Origin of the sequence: Cellulomonas fimi, assembly GCF_012952065.1 — a bacterium.
Lineage (GTDB): Bacteria > Actinomycetota > Actinomycetes > Actinomycetales > Cellulomonadaceae > Pengzhenrongella > Pengzhenrongella fimi_A.
On record NZ_JABCJJ010000033.1, the window covers coordinates 1 to 21,290 of the forward strand.

A 21,290-nucleotide genomic window follows, 5' to 3' on the forward strand; every position below is an offset into this window, starting at 1 on the left:
ACGGCCTGGAAACCCGCACCCGACGCGCCAGCCGGGACCCGGTCACGCCCCGCTACCGGAAACCGCAACAAGACCCGCAAACGGGTCACCAAGACCCCTGACGCGCCACTACTCGCGGATTTGGGTCTGATGCGTCTCCACGGCGCGATCGATCGCCGCGACGCCGGGTGAATTCCGGCCCCGCCGCGCCGTCGCGTGGGAACCGGCGTATGGTCGAGAAGCGAAATGTCCGACTTGTCCACACCTGTGCAGAAGCCTGGGGACAAGTCGCTGGAGCGCGCCGACGAGCGACTCCTCGGGGCGCTCGTCCGACGCCGGTCTCGAGGCGCGATCTCACGTTCCGGTGCTCGCCGTCGTCTGCACAATGTGACAGTGCGAGAGCCCTTCGAGAACGTGGTGGCCACCCACGGAGCGACGGTCCTACGGGTCTGCCGTGCCGTCGTCGGCCCGGTGGACGCCGACGACGCCTGGGCGGAGACCTTCCTGGCTGCGCTCAGGGCCTACCCGGAGCTTCCGGTCGACGCCAACGTCGAGGCGTGGCTCGTCACGATCGCGCACCGCAAGGCGATCGACGTGGTCCGCGCGGCCGCGCGTCGCGCCGTCCCGGTCGAACGCCTTCCGGACCGCCCGGCCGGCCAGGTGACGGACGGGCGGGACCTCGACCTGTGGACCGCGCTCGCCCGGCTGCCCACGAAGCAGCGTCAGGCCGTCGCCTACCACCACCTGGGTGGCCTGCCCTACCTCGAGATCGCAGCGCTGCTCGGCGGCTCCGCCGACGCCGCACGGCGAGCCGCCGCCGACGGCATCGCCACCCTGCGCCGCACCTACGGCGCCCCAGCCACGACCGGAGACCTCCGATGACCCTCGCTCCGCAGCCCGAGACCGCACCGACCGACCTCCTCGTCGGCGACGAGGCGCTCGCGCCGGCCGACCTCGCCCGCCTCCACGCGCGCCTGACCCTCGCGGCCGACGCCGAGGGGCTGCTCGACGTCGCGTACCGCACGGTCGACACCGCGGTCGGGTCGCTGCTCCTCGCGGCCACCGAGCGTGGGCTCGTCCGGGTGGCCTTCGCCAGCGAGGGCCACGACGCCGTGCTCGAGCGGCTCGCCATCCGCCTGAGCCCCCGGATCCTGCACGCACCGCATCGGCTCGACACGGTCGCTCGGGAGCTCGACGAGTACTTCGCGGGCCGGCGGCGACGGTTCGACCTGCCGCTCGACCTGAGCCTCGCGAGCGGCTTCCGCCGGGCCGTGCTGGGCCGCCTGCTCGAGATCGCGTACGGCGCGACGGCCAGCTATGCGGCGATCGCGGTGGCAGCCGGGAGCCCGCGCGCGGTGCGGGCGGTGGGTACGGCGTGCGCGACCAACCCGTTGCCCGTCGTCGTGCCGTGCCACCGGGTGGTCCGCTCCGACGGCGTGATCGGTCAGTACCTCGGCGGCACCGAGGCCAAGCGCACGCTGCTCGCGCTCGAGGCGGCCGCGTGACCCGTCCGCCGGGCTACCCCCGACTGGCCCGGTGGCCGTGAGCACGTCGGTCGACCTGGGGCTCACCGAGCCGTTCGCGCACGGCCCCGCGCTCGCCGTCCTGGCCGCGCACGCGGTGGCGGGCTGCGAGGTCGTGGACGTCGCCGCGGGCACCCACCGCCGACTCGTCGCAGGCGCGCACGGACCCGTCGCCGTGACGATCGCTCTCGGGGCGACGGCGGTCGAGCTCACGGTGGAGTCCGACGAAGACGCCGACGTGCGGGCCGCGGTCGGCGCAGTGCGCACGTACCTCGACCTCGACCTCGATCCGGCCGATGTGATCGCCGTGCTCGGGGTGGACCCGGTGGTCGGGCACCTGGTCCGGACCACGCCCGGGCTCCGCGTCATCGGCCACCCGGACGGGTTCGAGGCGGGGTGCACAACGATCCTCGGTCAGCAGGTGAGCCTCGCGGCTGCCCGGACGTTCGTCGCGCGGCTCGCAGCCGCCTATGGGCGTCCGGGGCCCGGCGGCCTGCGGCAGTTCCCGGCACCGGGGGACGTCGCGGCCCGGACGCCTGCGGAGATCCAGGCCGCGGTCCGGGTGCCCGCCGCGCGGGCGCGCACGCTCCACGCGTTCGCGACCGCGTGCGCGGACGGGCTGCGACTCGATGCCCAGGGGGACCACGCGGACATCCGACGCCGCCTGCTGGCCCTGCCCGGCGTCGGGCCCTGGACCGTGGAGTACCTCGCGGTGCGCCTGCTCCGCGACCAGGACGCCTTCCCTGCCGGCGACCTCGTGCTCCGGCGCGCGCTCGGCGTGCCGGACGCCCGTGCCGCGGCGGAGACGGCGCGCTCGTGGTCGCCCCTGCGGGCGTACGCGCTGTTCCATCTCTGGACCGAGGCGGCGTACGCCCGCCGAGGCCCTGCTGAGGCCCTCGACGGTCGGTAGGGCGCGGTCGCGCCGGGGTGCTTCAGTGTCCCCGCAGCCGTGCGATCTGGCGCCGGTCCCGCTTCGTGGGCCGTCCGGCGCCGCGTTCGCGCGCCCCCGCGATCGCCGTCTGATCCTCGGGCGGCGGCACGGGAGATCGGTCGACGAAGCACTCGGCCGCGGTGACGGCACTCACGCGCTTGGCGATGCCCCGGACGACCTCGACGACACGCTCCGGGCCCTCGCCCCGGACGTGCACCTCGTCGCCCGGACGGACCGGGGTGGCCGGCTTCGCCCGCTCGCCGTTGACGCGCACGTGCCCACCCCGGCACGCCGCCGCGGCCTGCGCGCGGGTCTTGAACAGACGGACCGCCCACATCCAGCTGTCCACGCGTGCGCGTGGCGAGGCGCTGTCCGGACTCATCGGGTGAGCCTAGCGGCGGATGCCACGGGGCCCGGGGCGCACACCTGGAGCCGGGGACGCCCCCGCTACGTCGGGGCGTCGAGGTCGTCGATCGCGTAGCGACGCGGTTCCAGCCGGACGCGTGCCGCGGGCGCGAGCACCACGCGGAGCCCGAACCCGTCGAGGACGGCTCGGACGTCGTCGACGGGGAGCGAGCCGTGGCGCTCCAGCCACAGGCAGACCCGGCCTCCCACGAGACGCACGCGGTCGAGCGCGACGATCGACACCGACGTCGGCCGATGGCGCGGGAACCGGGCCCGGGCGGCGCGCTCGTCGGCGTGCTCGAGGACCACGAGGTCCTCCGCGCCCACCAGCTCGGCCCGGAGCCCGGCGACGCGCCAGTGCGCCGGGGCCTCGGCCACGCCGGTCAGGTGGTGCGAGAGGTTGGCGGAGGTGATCGACAGCAGCGCGTCGCCCGCCGCTGCGGTGCTCAGGCGCAGGAACGCGTTCGAGGGGCACGCGCGCCCGGGGACGATCACCTGGGTGGTCCGGACGCCGTCGCGCACGCTCGTGAGGTGGTCCGGCACGTGCCGACCCGCCGGGGCCCTGAACCCGAACGGCCCCAGGTCGGTCAAGGCGGCCACGACCTCCTCGACCAGCCCCGCCGTGAGCGGCGCCGCCAGTGCGGCGAGGTCGAACGCACGCAGCACGTCCTCGGTCGCGCACGTGACGCTGGAGACCTGGCCGACCGGGCGGCCCTTCAGCGCGTTGACGCGCCGGACGGTGGGTCCGTCGCCGCGCGCCGTGATCGCGTAGAGGTTCGCGAACCCGTGCGCGACGACGGCGCCTCCTCCCAGCAGCTCCGCCGCGGCCTGCGCGGCGGCGGGGTCGTCGAGCACGAGACGCGGTGGTGCCGGGCGCAGGGCGGGCGGGTCGTGCAGCACGGCGGCCTCCGGGGTCGGTGCCCGCAGGAGCCGCCCGCCCGCCCGTCTGATACCGGAGGCCGAGCGCGAAGCGCTCGCGTCAGGCGAGCGCCGGGTCGTCCTCGGTCCGCCTGCCGGCCTCGAGCGCGGCGATCAGGGTGCCGGCGTCGTACGGGCCGACGTGGCGTCGCCCGCCCACGAAGAACGTCGGGGTGCCGCGCGCACCGCTCGCCTCCGCGCTCGCGACGTCGGCCCGGATCCGCCCGGCGTGGGTCTGCTCGTCCAGCTCGCGGAGGAACCTCTCGACGTCGAGCCCGAGCTCGGCCGCGTACCCCGCGAGGTCCTCGAGCTCGAGCCGGTCCTGCCGTTCGAACAGCACGTCGTGCAGCTCCCAGAACCTGCCCTGGGCGGCGGCGGCCTCGCTCGCAGCGGCGGCGAGCTCGGCGTGCGGGTGGACGTCGGGCAGCGGCAGGTGGCGGAAGACGTACCGCAGGTCGGCGCCGAAGTGCTGACGCACCTCGCGCGAGACGCCGGTGGCGCGTGCGCAGAACGGGCACTCGAAGTCGGCGTACTCGACGAGCGTCAGCGGGGCCGACGGGCGGCCGCGGACGTGGTCGTGCTCGGGGTCGACGGGACGGTCCAGCACCATCGGCAGGCCCGCGGAGGTCTCCCCGTGGAGCACGGCGGCGAGGCGGAACGCCGACCACCCCACGGCCGTCGCGAGCACGAGGGCGAGGAGCACCCCGACCGTGGCCTCGTCCTGCCGGCGCTCGTCGTCGAAGGCCAGCCCGATGATGAGCAGGGCCACCGTGAAGCCGATCCCCGAGAGGGCCGCGCCGCCGAGCACCTGGCCCGGCCCGACACCCTGCGGCAGCCGGCCGAGGCCGAGCGCCTCGCCGCCGAGCGCGCCCGCGCCGACACCCACCAGCTTGCCCACCACGAGCCCGGCCACCACGCCCCACATCACGGGCGACGCCAGAGCGTCGGCGAGCACGCCACCTCGGAGGTCGACGCCCGCGTTGGCGAGCGCGAACACGGGGACGACGACGTAGCTGGTCCACGGGTGCAGCACGACCTGCAGGCGCTCGTTGACCGGGACCGCGCGCGCCAGGGCACCCTGCGCCGACCTGCCGACCTGCGCCATCGGCGACTGCCGGAACGCCGTGGCGCTCGACGCGGCCCGCTCGACCTCCCGGCGGCGAGGCAGGTACGCCGGGATCAGCAGGCCCGCGACCATCCCCGCGATCGAGGCGTGCAGCCCCGACTCGAGCACCGACAACCACAACGCGAGCATCGCCACGACGTACGGCCAGGTGCGCCGGACCCGCAGCCGGCCCAGCACCGCGAGCGCGACCGTGGCGAGGCCGGCGAGGAGCAGGGCCGGGACCACGATCTCGCCCGAGTACACGACGCCGATGACGGTCACCGCGACGATGTCGTCCACCACGGTGAGCGTCAGCAGGAAGACGCGCAGCTGCGTCGACGTGCGCGGCCCCACGAGCGCGAGCGTCCCCAGCAGGAAGGCGGTGTCCGTACCGATCACCACGCCCCACCCGTGGACGGCGTCGCCGCCCCGGTTGATCGCGAGGTACAGCAGGACCGGCACGACCATCCCGCCGATGCCGGCCAGCAGCGGTAGGACGGCTCGGCGCCGGTCCGTCAGCTCGCCGATCGACAGGTCCCGCCGCACCTCGAGACCGACGACCAGGAAGAAGACCGCCATGAACGCGTCGTCGACCCAGTCCTCCAGGTCGAGGGCGAGCTCGGCGTCGCCGACCCGCAGAGAGATCTCGGTGGCCCAGAGCTGCTCGTACGCTCCGACCCAGGCGGAGTTGGCCCAGCCCAGCGCCACCACCGTGGCCGCCACGAGGAGCGTCGCGCTGCCCGACTCCGTGCCGAGGAACCGACGCAGGGGCGCGGACAGCTGCCCCGAGAGCTGGTGCCGGGGTGTCTGGCCGGAGCTCGAGGCGGGCCGCGCCACTCGGCAAGGGTAGAGGCGGTGCCTACGCTGAGGCGATGACGAACCTCGAGCCGCGCCCGCAGGAGCAGGTCTGCCTCACCGAGCCGAGCGGGACCACGGTCCAGCTGATCGAGCCGAGGGCGGTCCCGCTCGGCGGCCCGCGCGCGATGACCGTGCGCCGGACGCTGCCCTCCAAGGCCCGCTCGCTCGTGGGACCCTTCTGCTTCCTCGACCACTACGGTCCCGACGACATCGCGGCGTCGGGCGGCATGGACGTCGCCCCGCACCCGCACATCGGGCTGCAGACGGTCACGTGGCTGTTCGAGGGCACGGTCCTGCACCAGGACGCGCTCGGCTCCGTCCAGACCATCCGCCCGGGCCAGCTCAACCTGATGACCGCCGGCTTCGGCATCAGCCACTCCGAGGAGGGCACGCTGCGGCGGTTCCCGGACCAGCGGCGCCTGCACGGCGTGCAGCTGTGGACCGCTCTCCCGGACACCGCCCGCCACGGCTCCCCGGCGTTCGAGCACGTGCCCGAGGTGCCCGGCCTCGACGTCGACGGCGCCCGCGTGCAGGTGTTCCTGGGGTCGCTGGGCGGCGTGACGTCACCGGCGCGCGTGTTCTCGCCGCTCGTCGCCGCGCAGCTCGACGTGCCCGCGGGCGCGGTGGTGCGCCTTCCGGTGGACCGCGAGTTCGAGCACGCGATCCTGGTCGACGCGGGTGACCTGACGCTGGCGGGCGAGCGGGTGGAGCCGGGCTGGCTCGGCTACCTGGGGCCCGGGTCCGACGAGCTGCTGCTCGAGGCGGGTGACCGGCCCGTGCGGGCGGTGCTCGCCGGGGGAGCGCCGTTCGGCGAGGAGATCCTCATGTGGTGGAACTTCGTCGGGCGCACGCACGACGAGGTGGTCACGGCACGCGCGCAGTGGCAGGAGGACGTCGCGGGCGTCGACGGGCCGGGCCGCCTGCGCTTCGGCGGTGTGCCGGGGTACGACGGCGACCCGCTGTCCGCGCCCGAGCTGCCGCACGTGCGCCTCAAGCCGCGGTCGCGGCCCTGACGACGCCCGGTGCTCGCGGACCGTCGCGGCGGTCGAGCGGCTCCGGCTCGACGTTCTGAGCGCCGGACCTGCTCGCCCACCTGACGGGAGCGCCCCTCGCAGCGTTCACGGACGCGGGGTCCGCCGACGGCGCCGCTCTCACCCCTGCGAGCCCGCGATGTTGACGAGCCAGCCGATCCCGAACCGGTCGATGCACTGACCGAACTCGTCGCCCCAGACCTGCTTCTCCAGCGGGACCGTCACCGTGCCGCCCTCGGAGAGCTTCTCCCAGTAGCCGCGTAGCTGCGTCGAGTCGTCGCCGCTCAGGCTGATCGTGATGTTGTCGCCGACGGTGCGCTGCATCCCGGCGGGCGTGTCGGCGCCCATGAGCACGAAGCCGCTCGGGGTCTCGAGCTGGCCGTGCATGATCTTCTCGGCGTCCGGGCCCTGCGTCCCGTACTCGCCGAAGGTGCTCAGGGTGAGCTCCCCACCGAGCACGTCGCGGTAGAACTCCATCGCTTGCCGTGCGTCGTCGCCGAAGCTGAGGTACGGGTTCAGCCGCGAGGTCATGGTGGCTCCTTCGGACGAGGTGGGTGGCGTCACGCACGCTAGCGCGGGGGACCGACAGCGGGAAGGGGCCCCGCTCTCGCGGCGGACGTCGTCCTGCCGGGTCAGCGCGTATCACGGCGCGGGCGTCGCGTCCCTGCTGGCGATGACCTCGACCTTCGCCTTCCTCGTCCATCCGCGCACCCGGCTCGCCGAGGACATGCGGTGCGTCTGGCGGCCCCTCGGCCTCGTGCCCGAGCCGGTCTACGACGCAGCGCTGCGTCGCCTGCCGGTCCCGTCGACCACGCGGTCGGACTGGCTGCCGGTGGTCGAGCGCCTGGCGAAGACGTCGCCGGTGACGCTCGCTGCGCGAGTCCGCTCGCTCCTGCGGTGCTCGTCCGTCGACGACGCGTACTCGCCCACGGTCGTCGTGGCCGGGGGCGGTCCGGCGGGCGTCGAGATGGCTGCGGCGCTCGCCGACGTCGGCCGGACCAGCGGCGGGCTGCACGTCGTCCTCGTGCATCGCGGCGACGCGGTGCTGCCCTCCCTGCGGTCCGGGCTGCCTTCGCTCGCGGACCGTGGCGCCGCCGAGCTCGAGCGGCTGGGGGTCGACGTGCGCTGCGGTGTGGGCCTCGAGGCGGTGACCCCGCGGGCCGCGCTGCTCGCCGACGGCTCGCTCGTGGTGGCCGCGACGGTGCTCGGCACCGTCGGGGCGCGCCCGGCGAGCGCTCCTGGCCTCGACTCGCTCCCCACCGACGCGGACGGCCGTCTTGTGGCAGGCCCGGACCTCGCCGTCGCCCACCACGTCTGGGCGGCGGGCGGCGGCGCCGTCGTGCGCCACCCGGTCTCCGGCGCGCTGGTGCGTGCGGACGCGCTGTGGGCGATCAAGGACCGCGGGGTCGGCCAGGCGGCCTCGTTCGGCGTGGGGCGGGGGATCGCCGACCTCTACGGCATCCCGTTCACCGGCGCGCTCTCGCGTAGGCGCTCCGCCTGGCCTTCTTCCTGCGGTTCATGCCGTCACGGCGGCGGGCGGCGGGCGTCGTCGTCCACCTGGCCCGGCTCGCCCTGAACCCGCGGCCCGACCTGCGCAAGACGGCCGACGACGTCACTGTCGTCGGCTCGGACGGCGCGGTGCTGGTCCCGGACGACGCCGTGCTGGTCCCGGACGACGCCGTGCTCGTCGAGCGGCTCGGCGCGGCGTAGCGCGTCCGGCGCGAGGTCAGCGGGGCGTGGCAGGGGACCGAGGTCGACGTGGGGCCCGCCCGCACGCGACCGCCGCACGACCACGATGGTCAGGACCGCGAGCGGCGCGTTGACGAGCCCGGCCGCACCGACCCAGAACGCGTCGGTCAGCACGGAGTAGGCGCCCCAGAGCGCGGCGTTCAGCAGGACCGTGACCTGCGTGGGGATCGAGACACCCTCGAGCCGTTCCGCGCTGCGCCGAAGCTTCCACACGCGCACCGCCTGCGGCCACCAGAGCACGAACGAGCACGAACGAGCACGCGGTGGCGATCATGCCGATCACCTCGTGCGCGTGGCTCATGCCGGAACAGGGGACGGTCGCGCGGGGCGAGATACCGCCCGCTGTGACCGGATCAACCCTTCAGCACCCCGACGTTTCTGCCGATGACACCTGTGTCGGAGAGCGCCGGACCGGTGCCGACCGGCGTCCTGCCGCCATCCCCCGGAGAATCATGCGCTCGTTCACGAAAGACGCTGGTCGACCCCTGCGGGTCGCGGTGCTCGCACTCTCGCTGGTCCTGCTCGGGGGAGTGACGGCACCCGCCCAGGCAGCCGAGCTCCCGCCCGGTCCGGTCGCGCCCGCACCGGCCCCCGACCCGATCGACGCCTACGTCAGGTACGAGGGACAGACCGTGTGCGACCCGGTCGCCCGGCCCGGCACGCAGTACCTGCTCGACCTCGCCCTCTCCTACTACAAGATCGGGCGCAGCTTGGGCATCGCGCGCAACTGCGCGATCGGTGGTCAGAGCGAGCACAAGGACGGTCGTGCGTTCGACTGGGGCGTCAGCGTGAGCAAGCCGGCCGAGAAGGCCGCGGGCGACGCGTTCGTGAACTGGCTGACCGCGCCGGGCCCGGACGGCAAGGTGGGGTACAACGCGCGTCGCCTGGGCGTCATGTACGTCATCTGGAACAGGCAGATCTTCAGCAACTCGAGCGCGAGCGCCGGCTGGAAGCCGTACACCGGCGCGGTGCCCCACACCGACCACGTGCACGTCTCGCTCGGCTGGAACGGCGCCTACATGCGCACGTCGTGGTGGACGGGCAGCGCCGTCCCCGCCGAGGCCGACGCCCGGCGCTACGTGACGGGGGTCTACCGCGACCTGTTCCACCGCGACCCGGACCCGTCCGGGCTGACGACGTGGAGCACCCTGCTGGCGGCCGGGACGCCGCTGGTGTCCGTCGCGAACTCGATCACCTCGTCCGCGGAGTACCGCGGCGGGCTGATCCGGGGGGCCTACGACGAGTTCTTGGACCGCGAGCCCGACGCCGGGGGACTGGCCAACTGGCTGGACGAGATGGCGCGCGGAATGACGATCCAGACCATGGAGGGCGGGTTCCTCGCGTCCCAGGAGTACTACGACCAGTCGGGCGGTCAGGACGCTGTGTGGGTCCAGCGCCTGTACCAGCACGTGCTCCGGCGCGCGGCCGGCGAGGCCGAGGTGCAGCACTGGCTCGGTCAGCTGGCCGCGGGGCAGAGCCGGCAGGACGTCGCGATGGGCTTCCTCCTTTCGACCGAGCGGCTCGGCACGGTCGTCGACGGCTACTACCAGGACCTGCTCGACCGGGGCATCGATCCGGCCGGACTCACTCACTGGGTGGGCGCCATCCAGACCGGCACCCGGACGGAGGCCATCATCGGCGGCATCGTGTCGAGCCGGGAGTACTGGATGAACGCCGTGCCGACCAGGAGCTGACGACCGGCTGGGCAAGCCGGCGCGCCCAGCCGGCGCGCCCCCGCCGGCACGCGGTTCCGCTCGTCGGTGATGCCGGTGTACCCGTGCGCGGGGGGCTGACCGTGCTCGTCGAGGTCGGGCTCGGGCGTCATGCCGTCAGAGTAGGTACCCGGGCCGCGGCGAGGGCGGCCGCGTAGGCCGGTCGGGTGCCGTCGGTCCGCACCTCCTGGACCACGTGGTCGACGACGCCCGCCCGGCGCAGCTCGGCCGTCAGGCGGTCGAGGTCCGACGGCGTCATCGTCGTGGGGTCCATGGTCGTCCGCACCTGCAGCTCGACGCGCGGGCGGGCCCGGAGCGCCAGTCGTAGGCACGCGGCGGCTGCGGCGGCGGCCGACGCCACCCCGGTCACCGCGGCATACGTGTCGGCCGGCGCCTTGACGTCCAGGCCGACCCAGTCGCACAGCGGCAGCACCTCCGCGAAGCGCCGGGGGTACGTCCCGGCGGTGTGGAGCCCGACGCCGAACCCGAGCGCGCGCACCTCGCCCATCGCGGCCGCGAGCCCGGCCTGCCGGGTCGGTTCACCACCCGAGAAGACGACGCCGTCGAGCAGCCCGACCCGGCGGGCGAGCAGCTCGCGCACCTCGTGCCACCCCACGGTCCCGGCCGTCCGCGGGTCGAGGAGCTCGGGGTTGTGGCAGTAGCCGCAGTCGAGCGGGCAGCCCTGGAGGAAGACGGTGGCCACGAGCCGGCCGGGCCAGTCGCACGTCGAGAGCCGGGTCAGCCCCGCGATCTGCAGGTCGTCCGCCGTTGCCGTCGGCCTCACGACAGGACCCGCGACTCGGTGAAGTGCACGCGCTCGGCGTGCTCGCCCTTCTTGCCGATGTTGAACGAGCTGACCGGCCGGTGGTACCCCATGACGCGGGTCCAGACCTCGCACGCGCCGCCGCACGTGGGGCACGTCGGCTGCTCGCCCGCGAGGTAGCCGTGCGCCGGGCAGATCGAGAACGTCGGTGTGACCGTGAGGTAGGGCAGGCGGTGCGCGCTGAGCGCGCGCCGGACGAGCTCGCGGCACGCGTCTGCGGACGAGAGCTTCTCCGACATGTAGAGGTGCAGGACGGTCCCCCCGGTGTACTTGGTCTGCAGCTCGTCCTGGCGGTCGAGCGCCTCGAACGGGTCGTCGGTGAAGCCGACCGGGAGCTGCGAGGAGTTCGTGTAGTACGGGTTCTCGTCGGTCCCTGCCTGACGGATGCCGGGGAACCGCTTCCGGTCCTCCTTCGCGAACCGGTACGTCGTTCCCTCGGCCGGCGTGGCCTCGAGGTTGTAGAGGTGCCCGGTCGACTCCTGGTGCTCGACCATGCGCGCCCGCACGTGGTCGAGCAGGCGCACGGCGATCGCGTGGCCCTCGGGTGTCGTGAGGTCGTGCGCGTCCGCGGTGAGGTTCCGGATCATCTCGTTGACACCGTTCACGCCGATCGTCGAGAAGTGGTTGTCGAGCCCCGCGGCGAGGTACCGCCTGGTGTAGGGGAACAGCCCCTCGTCGAGGAGGCGGCCGATCACCTCGCGCTTGCGCTCGAGAGACTCCTTCGCGAGGTCGAGCAACCGGTCCAGCGCGCGCACGAGCCCGGTCTCGTCGCCCGCGTGCGTCCAGCCGAGACGGGCGCAGTTGATCGTCACGACGCCGAGCGAGCCCGTCTGCTCCGCCGAGCCGAACAGGCCGTTGCCCCGCTTGAGGAGCTCGCGCAGGTCGAGCTGGAGGCGGCAGCACATCGACCGGATCTGGTTCGGCTCGAGGTCGGAGTTGAGGAAGTTCTGGAAGTAGGGCAGCCCGTACCGCGCGGTCATCTCGAACAGCCGGGTGGCGTTGTCCGAGTGCCAGTCGAAGTCGTGGGTGATGTTGTACGTCGGGATGGGGAACGTGAACACACGGCCCGAGGCGTCGCCCGCGGTCATCACGTCGATGTACGCGCGGTTGATGACGTCCATCTCGGCCTGCAGGTCGCCGTACGTGAAGTCCTGCTCGACACCGCCGACGACGGGGACGTCGTCGCGCAGGTCGGCGGGGCAGGTCCAGTCGAACGTGAGGTTGGTGAACGGCGTCTGCGTGCCCCAGCGAGACGGGACGTTGAGGTTGTAGATCAGCTCCTGGACTCCCTGGCGCACCTCCTCGTACGTCAGCGCGTCGACGCGGACGAACGGTGCCATGTACGTGTCGAACGAGCTGAACGCCTGCGCGCCCGCCCACTCGTTCTGCATCGTCCCGAGGAAGTTGACGATCTGGCCGACGGCCGAGGAGAAGTGCTGGGGCGGGCCCGCCTCGACCTTGCCAGGAACGCCGTTGAGCCCCTCGGTGAGCAGGGCCCGCAGGGACCACCCCGCGCAGTACCCGGCCAGCATGTCGAGGTCGTGGATGTGCAGGTCGCCGCTCCGGTGCGCGTCCCCGACCTCGGGCGGGTAGACGTGCGACAGCCAGTAGTTCGCGATGACCTTGCCCGACGTGTTGAGCATCAGCCCACCGAGCGAGTAGTCCTGGTTGGCGTTCGCGTTGACGCGCCAGTCCGCGCGGTCGAGGTACTCGTCGATGGTCGAGCTGACGTCGACGACGGTGCGTGTGGCGCCGGCGCGGGCTTCGTCGCTGGTCGCGGACGGGAGGGTCGTCGGCGGCAGGCTGGGGGTCATGGCGGTGGCTCTCCTTGATCGGCTCTCGCACCGCGTGGCCCACCATGTTGTGGTCTGCGACCGGAGCGGCTACTAGATGTGCCAGTTCTAGTGGCGTTCCGAGGTGCCGGGCGGGACCTAGGTCCCGCCGCGGAGGCGAGGCCCACGACCGCGCTGCTCAGGCCGCGGGGGTCACCGGATCCTGCCGAGCACCCGCTCGGCGTGTCGCAGCACCGGGCCGTCGATCATCTGGTCGTCCCACCGGAAGACGCCCTCGCGGCCGTCCGCGGCGGCGAGCACCGCACGCGCCCACGCCACGTCGTCGGCGGTGGGGCGGTAGGCGGCACGCACGACGGCCACCTGGGACGGGTGGATGCAGGCCGTGGCGGCGAACCCCGACGCGACGGCGTCGGCCGCCTCGGCGGCGAGCCCCTCGTGGTCGGCGAGGTCCACGTGGACGGCGTCGATCGCCCCCTTGCCGTGCGCGCCCGCCGCGACGAGCACGGTCGAGCGCGCGTGCCGCGCGACGTCGCGGTAGCGGCCGTCCCGGAAGCGGCTCGACGTGCCGCCGAGCGACGCGACGAGGTCCTCGGCACCCCACATCAGCGCGACGACGCTCGGGTGGGCGGCGATCTCCCCGGCCGCCAGCACGCCGGCCGCGGTCTCGACGAGCGCGACGACCTCGAGGCCGAGCCGGTCCTGCGCCGCGACGGACTCGAGCTGCGCCGCGCTCGCGGTCTTCGCGAGCATGACCGTGCGGTAGGGCGTGCGCGCGAGTGCCGCCAGGTCGGCGGCGAGCTCCGCGGTCCCCGCCGGGTTGACCCGCACGATCGTCCGGAGCGGGTCGAGCGCGCTCGCGACGAGCGCGTCCCGGGCGGCGGGTCTGGACCCGGGCGGGACGGCGTCCTCGAGGTCGAGGATCACGGCGTCGGCGCGCTCGGCGGCCTTGGCGTAGCGGTCCGGCCGGTCGGCCGGGCAGAACAGCAGTGCCGGACCCCTCGTGAAGCCGCTCACCGGTGGGCGTCCCTGCACCAGACGAGCACCGACCGCGTGGCGGTCGCGACCACCGTGCCGTCCTGGTTCCGGCCGGTGTGCGCGAGGGTCACGACGCCCTGCCCGGGCCGCGACGAGGACAGTCGCTTGCCGGTGACGACCGTCTCGGAGTAGAGCGTGTCACCGTGGTGGAGCGGGTGCGGGAACGCGACCTCGCCGAACCCGAGGTTGGCGACGATCGTGCCCTGCGTCAGCTGCGCGACCGAGCTCCCGACCAGCGTCGACAGCGTGAACATCGAGTTCACGAGCCGCTGCCCGAACGGCTGCCCGGCCGACCACGCCGCGTCGAGGTGCAGCGCCTGGGTGTTCATCGTGAGGGTCGTGAACAGCACGTTGTCGGCCTCGGTCACGGTCCGCCCGGGCCGGTGGAGGTAGCGCGTGTCGAGCTCGAGCTCCTCGTAGTACAGGCCCCGCTGCTCCACGTCCCTCGTCATGTCCGCCCTCCGCGACCCGTCGGCACCCTCAGAACCCGAGCTCGCGCGCGATCACCATGAGCTGCACCTCGGTGGTCCCCTCGCCGATCTCGAGGACCTTGGAGTCGCGGTAGTGGCGCGCCACCGGGTTCTCGTTGAGGAAACCGTAGCCACCGAAGATCTGCGTGGCGTCGCGCGCGTTGTCCATCGCCGCTTCGCTGCCGATCAGCTTGGCGAGACTCGCCTCCTTCTTGAACGGCCGGCCGGCCCCGATCTTCCGTGCGGCGTCGTAGTACGCGAGGCGGGCCGCGTGCACGCGCGCCTGCATGCGGGCGATCCGGAACGCGATGTGCTGGTTCTCGCCGATCGGGTGGCCGAAGACGTTCCGGGTCCGCGCGTGGCGCACCGACTCCTCGAGGCAGCCCTGGGCCGCACCGGTGCACAGGGCGGCGAATGCGACCCGGCCCTCGTCGAGGGTCTGGATGAAGTTCGCGAAGCCGCGGCCGCGCGCGCCGAGCATGTTGGCCTCGGGCACCCGGACGTCGTCGAAGGTGAGCGGGTGGGTGTCGGACGTGTGCCAGCCGACCTTGTCGTAGCTCGGACCGACCACGAACCCCGGGGTCCCGCTCGGCACCAGGAACGCCGTGAGCTCCTTCTTGACGCTCCCGTCCACGCGCACGGTCTCGCCCGTGACCGCGGTGACCGTCACGAGCCTGGTGATCCTCGTGCCCGAGTTGGTGATGAACTGCTTGGTGCCGTTGATCACCCACTCGCCCTCCTTGAGGAACGCCGTGGTCCGCGTGCCGCCCGCGTCCGACCCGGCGTCGGCCTCGGTGAGCCCGAACCCGGCGAGCGCCTCCCCGCGGGCGAGCATGGGCAGCCACTCCTGCTTCTGCGCCTCGGTGCCGCCGCGCAGGATCGGCATCGCGCCCAGCCCGACGCCGGCCTCGAGCGTCACGGCGATCGACTGGTCCACGCGCGCGAGCTGCTCGACCGCGAGGCACAGCGCGAGGTAGTCCTTGCCCTGACCGCCGTACTCGACCGGGAACGGCAGGCCGAACAGCCCCAGCTCGCCCATCTGCGCGAGGATGTCGTACGGCAGCTCGCGCTTGGTGTCGTACTCGTAGGCGGCGGGGGCGACGACGCTGTCGGCGAACTCCCGCACCTCGTCGCTCAGGTGCTCCTGCTCCGCGGTGAGCTCGTGGCTCATGGGGTGCTCCCTTCGTGCCCCTGGGGGTGCGGGGCGATGGTGGCGACGACCTGGTCGAGGGTGACCAGGTCGTGCGGACGGACCGTGAGGGTGACGACGCCGTCGGACGTCGCCGTGAGCTTGTGCTCCATCTTCATCGCCTCGACGACGAGGAGGGTCTGGCCGGGGACGACGACGTCGCCGCTGGCCACGGCGACCGCGACGACGGTGCCCGGCATCGGGGACCGGATCTCGGGGCTGACGGCCCGCTCGGCCCGCGTCGCCCGCGCGAGCCGGTCGGCGAGCCGGGCCGCGTGGGTGCGCCGCCGCAGCTCGTGCACGACGCCGGCCGCGCCGACCCACGTCACGTCGCCGTCGTGCGCGACGCGCAGGGTCCGCGTGAGCCCGCCGAGCTGGAGGCTCACCGTGTCGGGGCCCAGGCGGACGAGAGAGGCGGGCATCGGCTCGCCGTCGTCGACCGTCACCGTCGCCGCCTCGGGCGTCCCTCGCACGGCGACCTCGACCTCCTCCTGCGGGCCCGTGGAGAGGTGCACCCGCGTCGGGGCAGGGGCGCCGACCCGCCATCCGTCGCGCTGCCAGGGATGGTCCCCCTCGGCGCCGTGGGCGAGCGCGCTCAGCGCGGCAGCGACCAGCACGGGGGTGTCGGGGGCGCGGAACCGCACCTCCGACCACCGGCGCGCGAGCAGGCCCGTGTCGAGGCGGCCGGCGCGGACCTCGGGGTCGTCGAGCACCTGGCGCAGGTACTCGACGTTCGTCCGGACGCCGAGCACGAGGGTGCGCGCGAGCGCCTGGTCCAGCCGCGTGAGGGCCTCGTCCCGGTCACGGCCCCAGGCGACGACCTTGGCCAGCAGCGGGTCGTAGCTCGACGAGACGGTCAGCCCGGGCAGCAGCGCGCTGTCCACCCGCACGCCGTCGCCGGTCGGCTCCTCGAGCACGAGGACGCGGCCGGTCGTGGGCAGGAAGCCGCGCTCGGGGTTCTCGGCGTACACCCGCGCCTCGATCGCGTGCCCGGTGAGCCGGACCTCCTCCTGGCCGAACGCGAGCGGCTCGCCGGCCGCGACGCGGAGCTGCCACTCGACGAGGTCGATCCCGGTCACGAGCTCGGTCACCGGGTGCTCGACCTGGAGCCGGGTGTTCATCTCCATGAAGTAGAAGTCGTCCGGGGCCTGCGCGGAGACCAGCAGCTCGACGGTCCCCACACCGACGTAGCCGACGCTGCGCGCGACCTCGCACGCGAGCGCGCCGATCCGGTCGCGCCGCACGGGGTCGACCAGCGGGGAGGGCGCCTCCTCGATCACCTTCTGGTGCCGGCGCTGGAGCGAGCACTCGCGCTCCCCGAGGTGCACCACGCCGCCGTGTGCGTCCGCGAGCACCTGGACCTCGACGTGGCGCGGGGCGGGCAGGTACCGCTCGAGCAGGAGCGTGTCGTCGCCGAAGGCCGCGCGCGCGACCCGGCGGGCAGCGGCGAGCGCCGCGGGCAGGTCCGCCGGGCGATCGACGACCTCCATGCCCTTGCCGCCACCCCCGGCCGAGGGCTTGATGAGGAGCGGGTACCCGACGTCGGCGGCGGCCGCCACCAGTCCGGCGTCGTCGAGGCCCGGCTCCGCGGTCCCCGGGATCACCGGCACCCCCGCTCGCCCGACGTGCGCCTTGGCGCGGATCTTGTCGCCCATCACGTCGAGCGCCCGGGCGCCCGGCCCCACGAAGACGAGACCGGCGGCGGCGCACGCGCGAGCGAGGTCCGCGTTCTCCGCGAGGAAGCCGTACCCCGGGTGGATCGCCTGGGCGCCCGTCGCCTGCGCCGCCGCGACCACGGCGCCGATGTCGAGGTAGCTGGCCTCCGGCGCGGGCGGGCCGATCCGCACGGCGACGTCGGCCATCCGCACGTGCTTCGCGTCGCGGTCGGCATCGCTGTGGACCGCGACGGCGCGGACACCGAGCCGGTGCAGGGTCGCGATGATGCGGCAGGCGATCTCGCCACGGTTCGCCACGAGGACGGTGGTGAACGGCGGTCGCGACGTGGTCGTCGGCGAGGACGGGTCGGGCACGGCGCTCACATCCGGAAGAGGCCGAAGGCCGGGTCGGGGAGCGGGACGCGCGCGCAGACGTCGAGGGCCATCCCGAGCACCCGGCGGGTGTCTGCGGGGTCGATGATGCCGTCGTCCCACAGCCGGGCGGTCGAGTAGTACGGGTTGCCCTGGGCCTCGTACTGCGCGCGGATGGGTGCGGTGAACGCGGCCTCGTCGTCGGCGGACCACTCCTGGCCGCGGCCCTCGAGCTGCTCGCGGCGGACGGTCGCGAGCACCGAGGAGGCCTGGGCGCCGCCCATGACCGAGATCCGGCTCGCGGGCCACATCCACAGGAAGCGCGGCGAGTACGCGCGCCCGCACATCGAGTAGTTGCCGGCCCCGAACGAGCCGCCGATCACGACCGTCAGCTTCGGCACCCGGGTCGTGGCCACCGCCGTGACCATCTTGGCGCCGTTCTTCGCGATGCCGCCCGCCTCGTAGTCCCGACCGACCATGAAGCCCGAGATGTTCTGCAGGAACACGAGCGGGATCCCGCGCTGGTCGCACAGCTCGACGAAGTGCGCACCCTTGAGCGCGGACTCGCTGAACAGCACGCCGTTGTTGGCCACGATCCCGACCGGGTGGCCGTGCAGCCGTGCGAAGCCGGTGACCAGCGTGGGCCCGTACTCCCGCTTGAACTCGTGGAGCTCGCTGCCGTCGACGAGCCGCGCGACGACCTCGCGCACGTCGTAGGGCGACTGGACGTCGGTCGGGACGACGCCGTAGAGCTCGTGCTCCGGGGTCGCGGGCGGACGGCTCGCGAGGACGTCCCAGGCCGGCTCGCGCGGCGGGGGCAGGGTCGCGACGATGTCGCGGACGATCGCGAGGGCGTGCGCGTCGTTCTCGGCGAGGTGGTCGGTGACCCCCGAGGTGCGGGCGTGCAGCTCCCCGCCGCCGAGCTCCTCCGCGGTCACGACCTCGCCGATGGCCGCCTTCACCAGGGGCGGACCGCCGAGAAAGATCGTCCCCTGGTCGCGCACGATGACGGTCTCGTCGCTCATCGCGGGCACGTACGCCCCGCCCGCCGTGCACGAGCCCATCACGCACGCGACCTGGGGGATGCCGGCGGCGGACATCCGGGCCTGGTTGAAGAAGATGCGGCCGAAGTGGTCGCGGTCCGGGAACACCTCGTCCTGCATCGGCAGGTACGCGCCGCCCGAGTCCACCAGGTACAGGCACGGGAGGTGGTTCTCGAGCGCGATCTCCTGCGCGCGCAGGTGCTTCTTGACCGTCAGGGGGTAGTACGTGCCGCCCTTCACCGTCGCGTCGTTGGAGAGCACCATGACGTGGCGGCCGTGCACCAGCCCGATGCCCGCGATGACGCCCGCGCCCGGTGCCTCGTCGCCGTACAGGCCGTGCGCCGCGAGCGGCGCGACCTCGAGGAACGGGCTGCCGTCGTCGAGCAGGGCGTCGATCCGCTCGCGGGGGAGCAGCTTGCCGCGTCCCAGGTGCCGCTCGCGGGACCGCTCCGGCCCGCCGAGCGCGGCGGCGCGCAGGCGCTCGTGGAGGTCGGCGACCAGCGCGCTCTGGGCCGCCTCGTTCGCGCGGAAGGCCTTCGCGGTCGGGTCCGCCGTGCTGGCGAGGATCTCCATGTGGTGCCGCTCTCCGTCGAGCTGCTCGCAGGGTTCGGTGAGTACCCACTCACTGGATCGTCAGGTTAGTGTTCGTTCACCGAGTTGTCCATGTGGTGGAGGTCGAGTGAGCGACGGGACGTCACCGCGCCGCGAGACCGCGCGGCACCGCGCCAAGGCCGACCGGCGCGCGCTGCTGCTCGCCGCCGCCGCGCGCCTGTTCGCGCAGAGCGGGTTCGACGGCGTCTCCATCGAGGACCTGGGCGCGGCCGCCGGCGTCAGCGGGCCCGCGGTGTACCGCCACTTCCCGAGCAAGCAGGCGGTGCTCGCGGCCCTGCTCGTGGGCGCGAGCGAGCGACTCGCCGCGGGCGGGCGGGAGGTGCTCGAGGCGGCGGCGGACGACCTCGATGCGCTGCGGTCGCTCATCCGCTTCCACGTCGAGTTCGCGCTCGCGGACCCCGACGTCATCCGCGTCCAGGACCGCGACCTCGACTCGCTCGGGCCCGCGGACAGCCGCACCGTACGCGCACTGCAGCGCAGCTACGTCGAGGAGTGGGTCGGCGTGCTCGCGCGGCTCCGCCCGGACACCGACCCCGCCGAGCTGCGCATCCGGGCGCACGCGACGTTCGGGCTCCTCAACTCGACCCCGCACAGCGCCCGGTCGCTCCCACGCCGCCGGGTCGGCGCGCTGCTCGAGGAGATGGCGCTCGCCGCGCTCCTGCCGTCGGCCGTGCTCACACCATCGTCAGCGTCATCCCCGGCTCCGCCAGCATCGCGCCGACGTCCGTGAGGAACCGCGACGCCTGCTCGCCGTCCACGACCCGGTGGTCGAACGAGAGGCTGAGCGTCAGGACGCTGCGGAGCGCGACCTCGCCGCGGTGCTCCCACGGCTGACGCCGGACCGCGCCCATCGCGAGGATCGCCGCCTCCCCGGGGTTGAGGATGGGCGTCCCCGCATCGACGCCGAACACGCCGATGTTCGTGATCGAGATCGTCCCGCCGACCAGGTCCGCGGGCGGGGTCCGCCCCGCCCGGGCTTCCTGCGTAAGGTGCCCGATGGCGTCCGCGAGCGTGACGAGGTCGAGGTCCTGGGCGTCCTTGACGTGCGGCACGAGCAGTCCCCGAGGCGTCGCGGCTGCGATGCCGAGGTTGACGTACCCGTGCTGGACGATCTCTCCCGCCGCCTCGTCCCAACGGGAGTTGAGCGTCGGGTTGCGGCGCACCGCGATGGTCAGGGCCTTGGCGACCAGCGTCAGGAGCGTGATGCGGTGGCCCTCGAAGCGGCGCTGGCCGGCGAGCGTCTCGAGCAGCTCGACGGTCGGCGTGACGTCGACGGTGAGGAACTCGGTCGCGTGCGGCGCGGTGAACGCGCTCGCGACCATCGCGGCCGCGGTGTGCTTGCGCACCCCGGTGATCGGGGTGCGCACCTCGCGCGGCGCGGTCCTCGGGGCGGGCTCGGGCGGCGTCGCCGTCGTCCCGTCGCCCCGCGCCGCGACGGCGGCCAGGACGTCCTCGCGCGTGATGACCCCGTCCGGTCCTGTGCCGGTCACCGTGGCCAGGTTGATCCCGTGCTCGTGCGCGAGCTTGCGGACCGGCGGGTACGACCGCGGGCGGACCGGCGTGGTGCCGACGCCTGTGCGCGAGGGGGCGCCGCCGTCGGCGGTCGAGGCAGGCGGCGAGGGTGGCGCGGGGGTCGGGGCCGTCGAGCGGCCCTGGGCCGGGAGGGCGCGGTGGGACGCGACCCAACCGGAGTCACGAGCCCGGCGACGGGGCCGGGACGCGGACTCGACCGGCGCTCCGTACCCGACCAGCACGGCGTTCCGCTCCGGCGCCGGCTCCGCGCGGGTGGGGGAGACCTGGCCGTCACCCGGCCGGTCGGATCCGTCCTGACCGGGCGCCTCGTCGTCGGCGACCTCCACGGCGATGATCGGCGCTCCCACCAGGACCGTGGTCCCCGGCTCGACGAACAGCCTCGACACCACCCCGGCGAACGGTGAGGGCACCTGGACCAGCGCCTTCGCCGTCTCGACCTCCGCGATGACCTGGTTCAGCTCGACCCAGTCGCCGACCGCGACGCTCCAGGACACCAGCTCGGACTCGGTGAGGCCCTCGCCGAGGTCCGGCATCGCGAACTCCTTGACGGTCAT

Annotated in this window: 20 protein-coding genes; 7 read left to right on the forward strand and 13 right to left on the reverse strand. The window is 73.9% G+C overall.

The features are described 5' to 3' along the window. Positions 1 to 372 precede the first annotated feature (372 nt). From HIR71_RS14325 to HIR71_RS14335, 3 genes are read left to right on the forward strand one after another with little or no spacing between them, the layout of a single operon-like run. A complete protein-coding gene (locus HIR71_RS14325) occupies positions 373 to 861 on the forward strand; it encodes an RNA polymerase sigma factor (protein WP_311836301.1) in 489 nt (162 codons plus the stop codon). After that, positions 858 to 1,484, forward strand: coding sequence for a methylated-DNA--[protein]-cysteine S-methyltransferase (locus tag HIR71_RS14330; protein ID WP_169325751.1), 627 nt, complete (start codon positions 858 to 860; stop codon positions 1,482 to 1,484). Before HIR71_RS14325 ends, HIR71_RS14330 begins: the two co-directional genes overlap by 4 nt. A 31-nt stretch (positions 1,485 to 1,515) precedes the next feature. After that, positions 1,516 to 2,412 carry a DNA-3-methyladenine glycosylase family protein gene (locus tag HIR71_RS14335; RefSeq protein WP_311836302.1) on the forward strand — a complete coding sequence of 299 codons (897 nt, stop codon included), beginning with the start codon at positions 1,516 to 1,518 and terminating at the stop codon, positions 2,410 to 2,412. Positions 2,413 to 2,434: 22 nt separating this feature from the next. Here HIR71_RS14335 and HIR71_RS14340 read toward each other — a convergent pair whose 3' ends face one another. From HIR71_RS14340 to nhaA, 3 genes are all read right to left on the reverse strand, one after another. Further along, a complete protein-coding gene (locus tag HIR71_RS14340) occupies positions 2,435 to 2,815 on the reverse strand; it encodes an RNA-binding S4 domain-containing protein (protein ID WP_169325753.1) in 381 nt (126 codons plus the stop codon). 65 nt (positions 2,816 to 2,880) lie between these two features. After that, complete coding sequence (locus HIR71_RS14345) at positions 2,881 to 3,738, reverse strand: hypothetical protein (protein ID WP_211374238.1); 858 nt, start codon at positions 3,736 to 3,738, stop codon at positions 2,881 to 2,883. Between the two features lie 79 nt (positions 3,739 to 3,817). After that, positions 3,818 to 5,698, reverse strand: coding sequence for a Na+/H+ antiporter NhaA (gene nhaA / locus HIR71_RS14350; RefSeq protein ID WP_311836303.1), 1,881 nt, complete (start codon positions 5,696 to 5,698; stop codon positions 3,818 to 3,820). A 35-nt stretch (positions 5,699 to 5,733) separates the two neighbouring features. On the opposite strand from nhaA, the gene HIR71_RS14355 reads away from it, so the two are divergent. Further along, positions 5,734 to 6,732 (forward strand): pirin family protein, encoded by a 999-nt coding sequence (locus tag HIR71_RS14355; RefSeq protein ID WP_169325754.1) that lies wholly within the window; start codon positions 5,734 to 5,736, stop codon positions 6,730 to 6,732. A gap of 138 nt (positions 6,733 to 6,870) precedes the next feature. Here HIR71_RS14355 and HIR71_RS14360 read toward each other — a convergent pair whose 3' ends face one another. Continuing rightward, positions 6,871 to 7,281 carry a VOC family protein gene (locus HIR71_RS14360; protein WP_169325755.1) on the reverse strand — a complete coding sequence of 137 codons (411 nt, stop codon included), beginning with the start codon at positions 7,279 to 7,281 and terminating at the stop codon, positions 6,871 to 6,873. Positions 7,282 to 7,423: 142 nt separating this feature from the next. Between HIR71_RS14360 and HIR71_RS14365 the strand changes: the two genes are divergently transcribed. Then, the gene (locus tag HIR71_RS14365) at positions 7,424 to 8,326 is read left to right on the forward strand and encodes an FAD-dependent oxidoreductase (protein ID WP_169325756.1); all 903 of its coding nucleotides are present in this window, start codon (positions 7,424 to 7,426) and stop codon (positions 8,324 to 8,326) included. Here the strand turns inward: HIR71_RS14365 and HIR71_RS14370 are convergent. Next, complete coding sequence (locus HIR71_RS14370) at positions 8,275 to 8,712, reverse strand: hypothetical protein (protein WP_169325757.1); 438 nt, start codon at positions 8,710 to 8,712, stop codon at positions 8,275 to 8,277. The two genes, HIR71_RS14365 and HIR71_RS14370, sit on opposite strands and share 52 nt — an antisense overlap. A gap of 239 nt (positions 8,713 to 8,951) precedes the next feature. On the opposite strand from HIR71_RS14370, the gene HIR71_RS14375 reads away from it, so the two are divergent. Further along, positions 8,952 to 10,193, forward strand: a complete 1,242-nt coding sequence (locus HIR71_RS14375) for a DUF4214 domain-containing protein (protein ID WP_169325758.1) — start codon at positions 8,952 to 8,954, stop codon at positions 10,191 to 10,193. 127 nt (positions 10,194 to 10,320) lie between these two features. On the opposite strand, the gene HIR71_RS14380 is transcribed toward HIR71_RS14375, so the two are convergent. The 7 genes from HIR71_RS14380 to HIR71_RS14410 all read right to left on the reverse strand — a co-directional run bounded on the left by HIR71_RS14380 (position 10,321) and on the right by HIR71_RS14410 (position 19,164). Continuing rightward, positions 10,321 to 10,995, reverse strand: a complete 675-nt coding sequence (locus HIR71_RS14380) for an anaerobic ribonucleoside-triphosphate reductase activating protein (protein WP_169325759.1) — start codon at positions 10,993 to 10,995, stop codon at positions 10,321 to 10,323. Beyond that, the gene (locus HIR71_RS14385) at positions 10,992 to 12,848 is read right to left on the reverse strand and encodes a ribonucleoside triphosphate reductase (RefSeq protein WP_169325760.1); all 1,857 of its coding nucleotides are present in this window, start codon (positions 12,846 to 12,848) and stop codon (positions 10,992 to 10,994) included. Before HIR71_RS14385 ends, HIR71_RS14380 begins: the two co-directional genes overlap by 4 nt. A gap of 171 nt (positions 12,849 to 13,019) precedes the next feature. Then, positions 13,020 to 13,841: an HpcH/HpaI aldolase/citrate lyase family protein gene (locus tag HIR71_RS14390; protein ID WP_169325761.1), complete on the reverse strand. Its 822-nt coding sequence runs from the start codon at positions 13,839 to 13,841 to the stop codon at positions 13,020 to 13,022. Next, positions 13,838 to 14,314: a MaoC family dehydratase gene (locus HIR71_RS14395; protein ID WP_169325762.1), complete on the reverse strand. Its 477-nt coding sequence runs from the start codon at positions 14,312 to 14,314 to the stop codon at positions 13,838 to 13,840. Before HIR71_RS14395 ends, HIR71_RS14390 begins: the two co-directional genes overlap by 4 nt. 28 nt (positions 14,315 to 14,342) lie before the next feature. Next, positions 14,343 to 15,503: an acyl-CoA dehydrogenase family protein gene (locus tag HIR71_RS14400; RefSeq protein ID WP_169325763.1), complete on the reverse strand. Its 1,161-nt coding sequence runs from the start codon at positions 15,501 to 15,503 to the stop codon at positions 14,343 to 14,345. Further along, positions 15,500 to 17,551, reverse strand: a complete 2,052-nt coding sequence (locus tag HIR71_RS14405) for an ATP-binding protein (RefSeq protein WP_311836304.1) — start codon at positions 17,549 to 17,551, stop codon at positions 15,500 to 15,502. Before HIR71_RS14405 ends, HIR71_RS14400 begins: the two co-directional genes overlap by 4 nt. A gap of 5 nt (positions 17,552 to 17,556) precedes the next feature. After that, positions 17,557 to 19,164: a carboxyl transferase domain-containing protein gene (locus HIR71_RS14410; protein ID WP_169325764.1), complete on the reverse strand. Its 1,608-nt coding sequence runs from the start codon at positions 19,162 to 19,164 to the stop codon at positions 17,557 to 17,559. A gap of 106 nt (positions 19,165 to 19,270) precedes the next feature. Here HIR71_RS14410 and HIR71_RS14415 point away from each other — a divergent pair, with 106 nt between their 5' ends. Continuing rightward, a complete protein-coding gene (locus HIR71_RS14415; RefSeq protein ID WP_311836305.1) occupies positions 19,271 to 19,933 on the forward strand; it encodes an SACE_7040 family transcriptional regulator in 663 nt (220 codons plus the stop codon). Here the strand turns inward: HIR71_RS14415 and HIR71_RS14420 are convergent. Next, positions 19,878 to 21,290, reverse strand: a complete 1,413-nt coding sequence (locus HIR71_RS14420; protein WP_169325766.1) for a dihydrolipoamide acetyltransferase family protein — start codon at positions 21,288 to 21,290, stop codon at positions 19,878 to 19,880. The genes HIR71_RS14415 and HIR71_RS14420 overlap by 56 nt on opposite strands.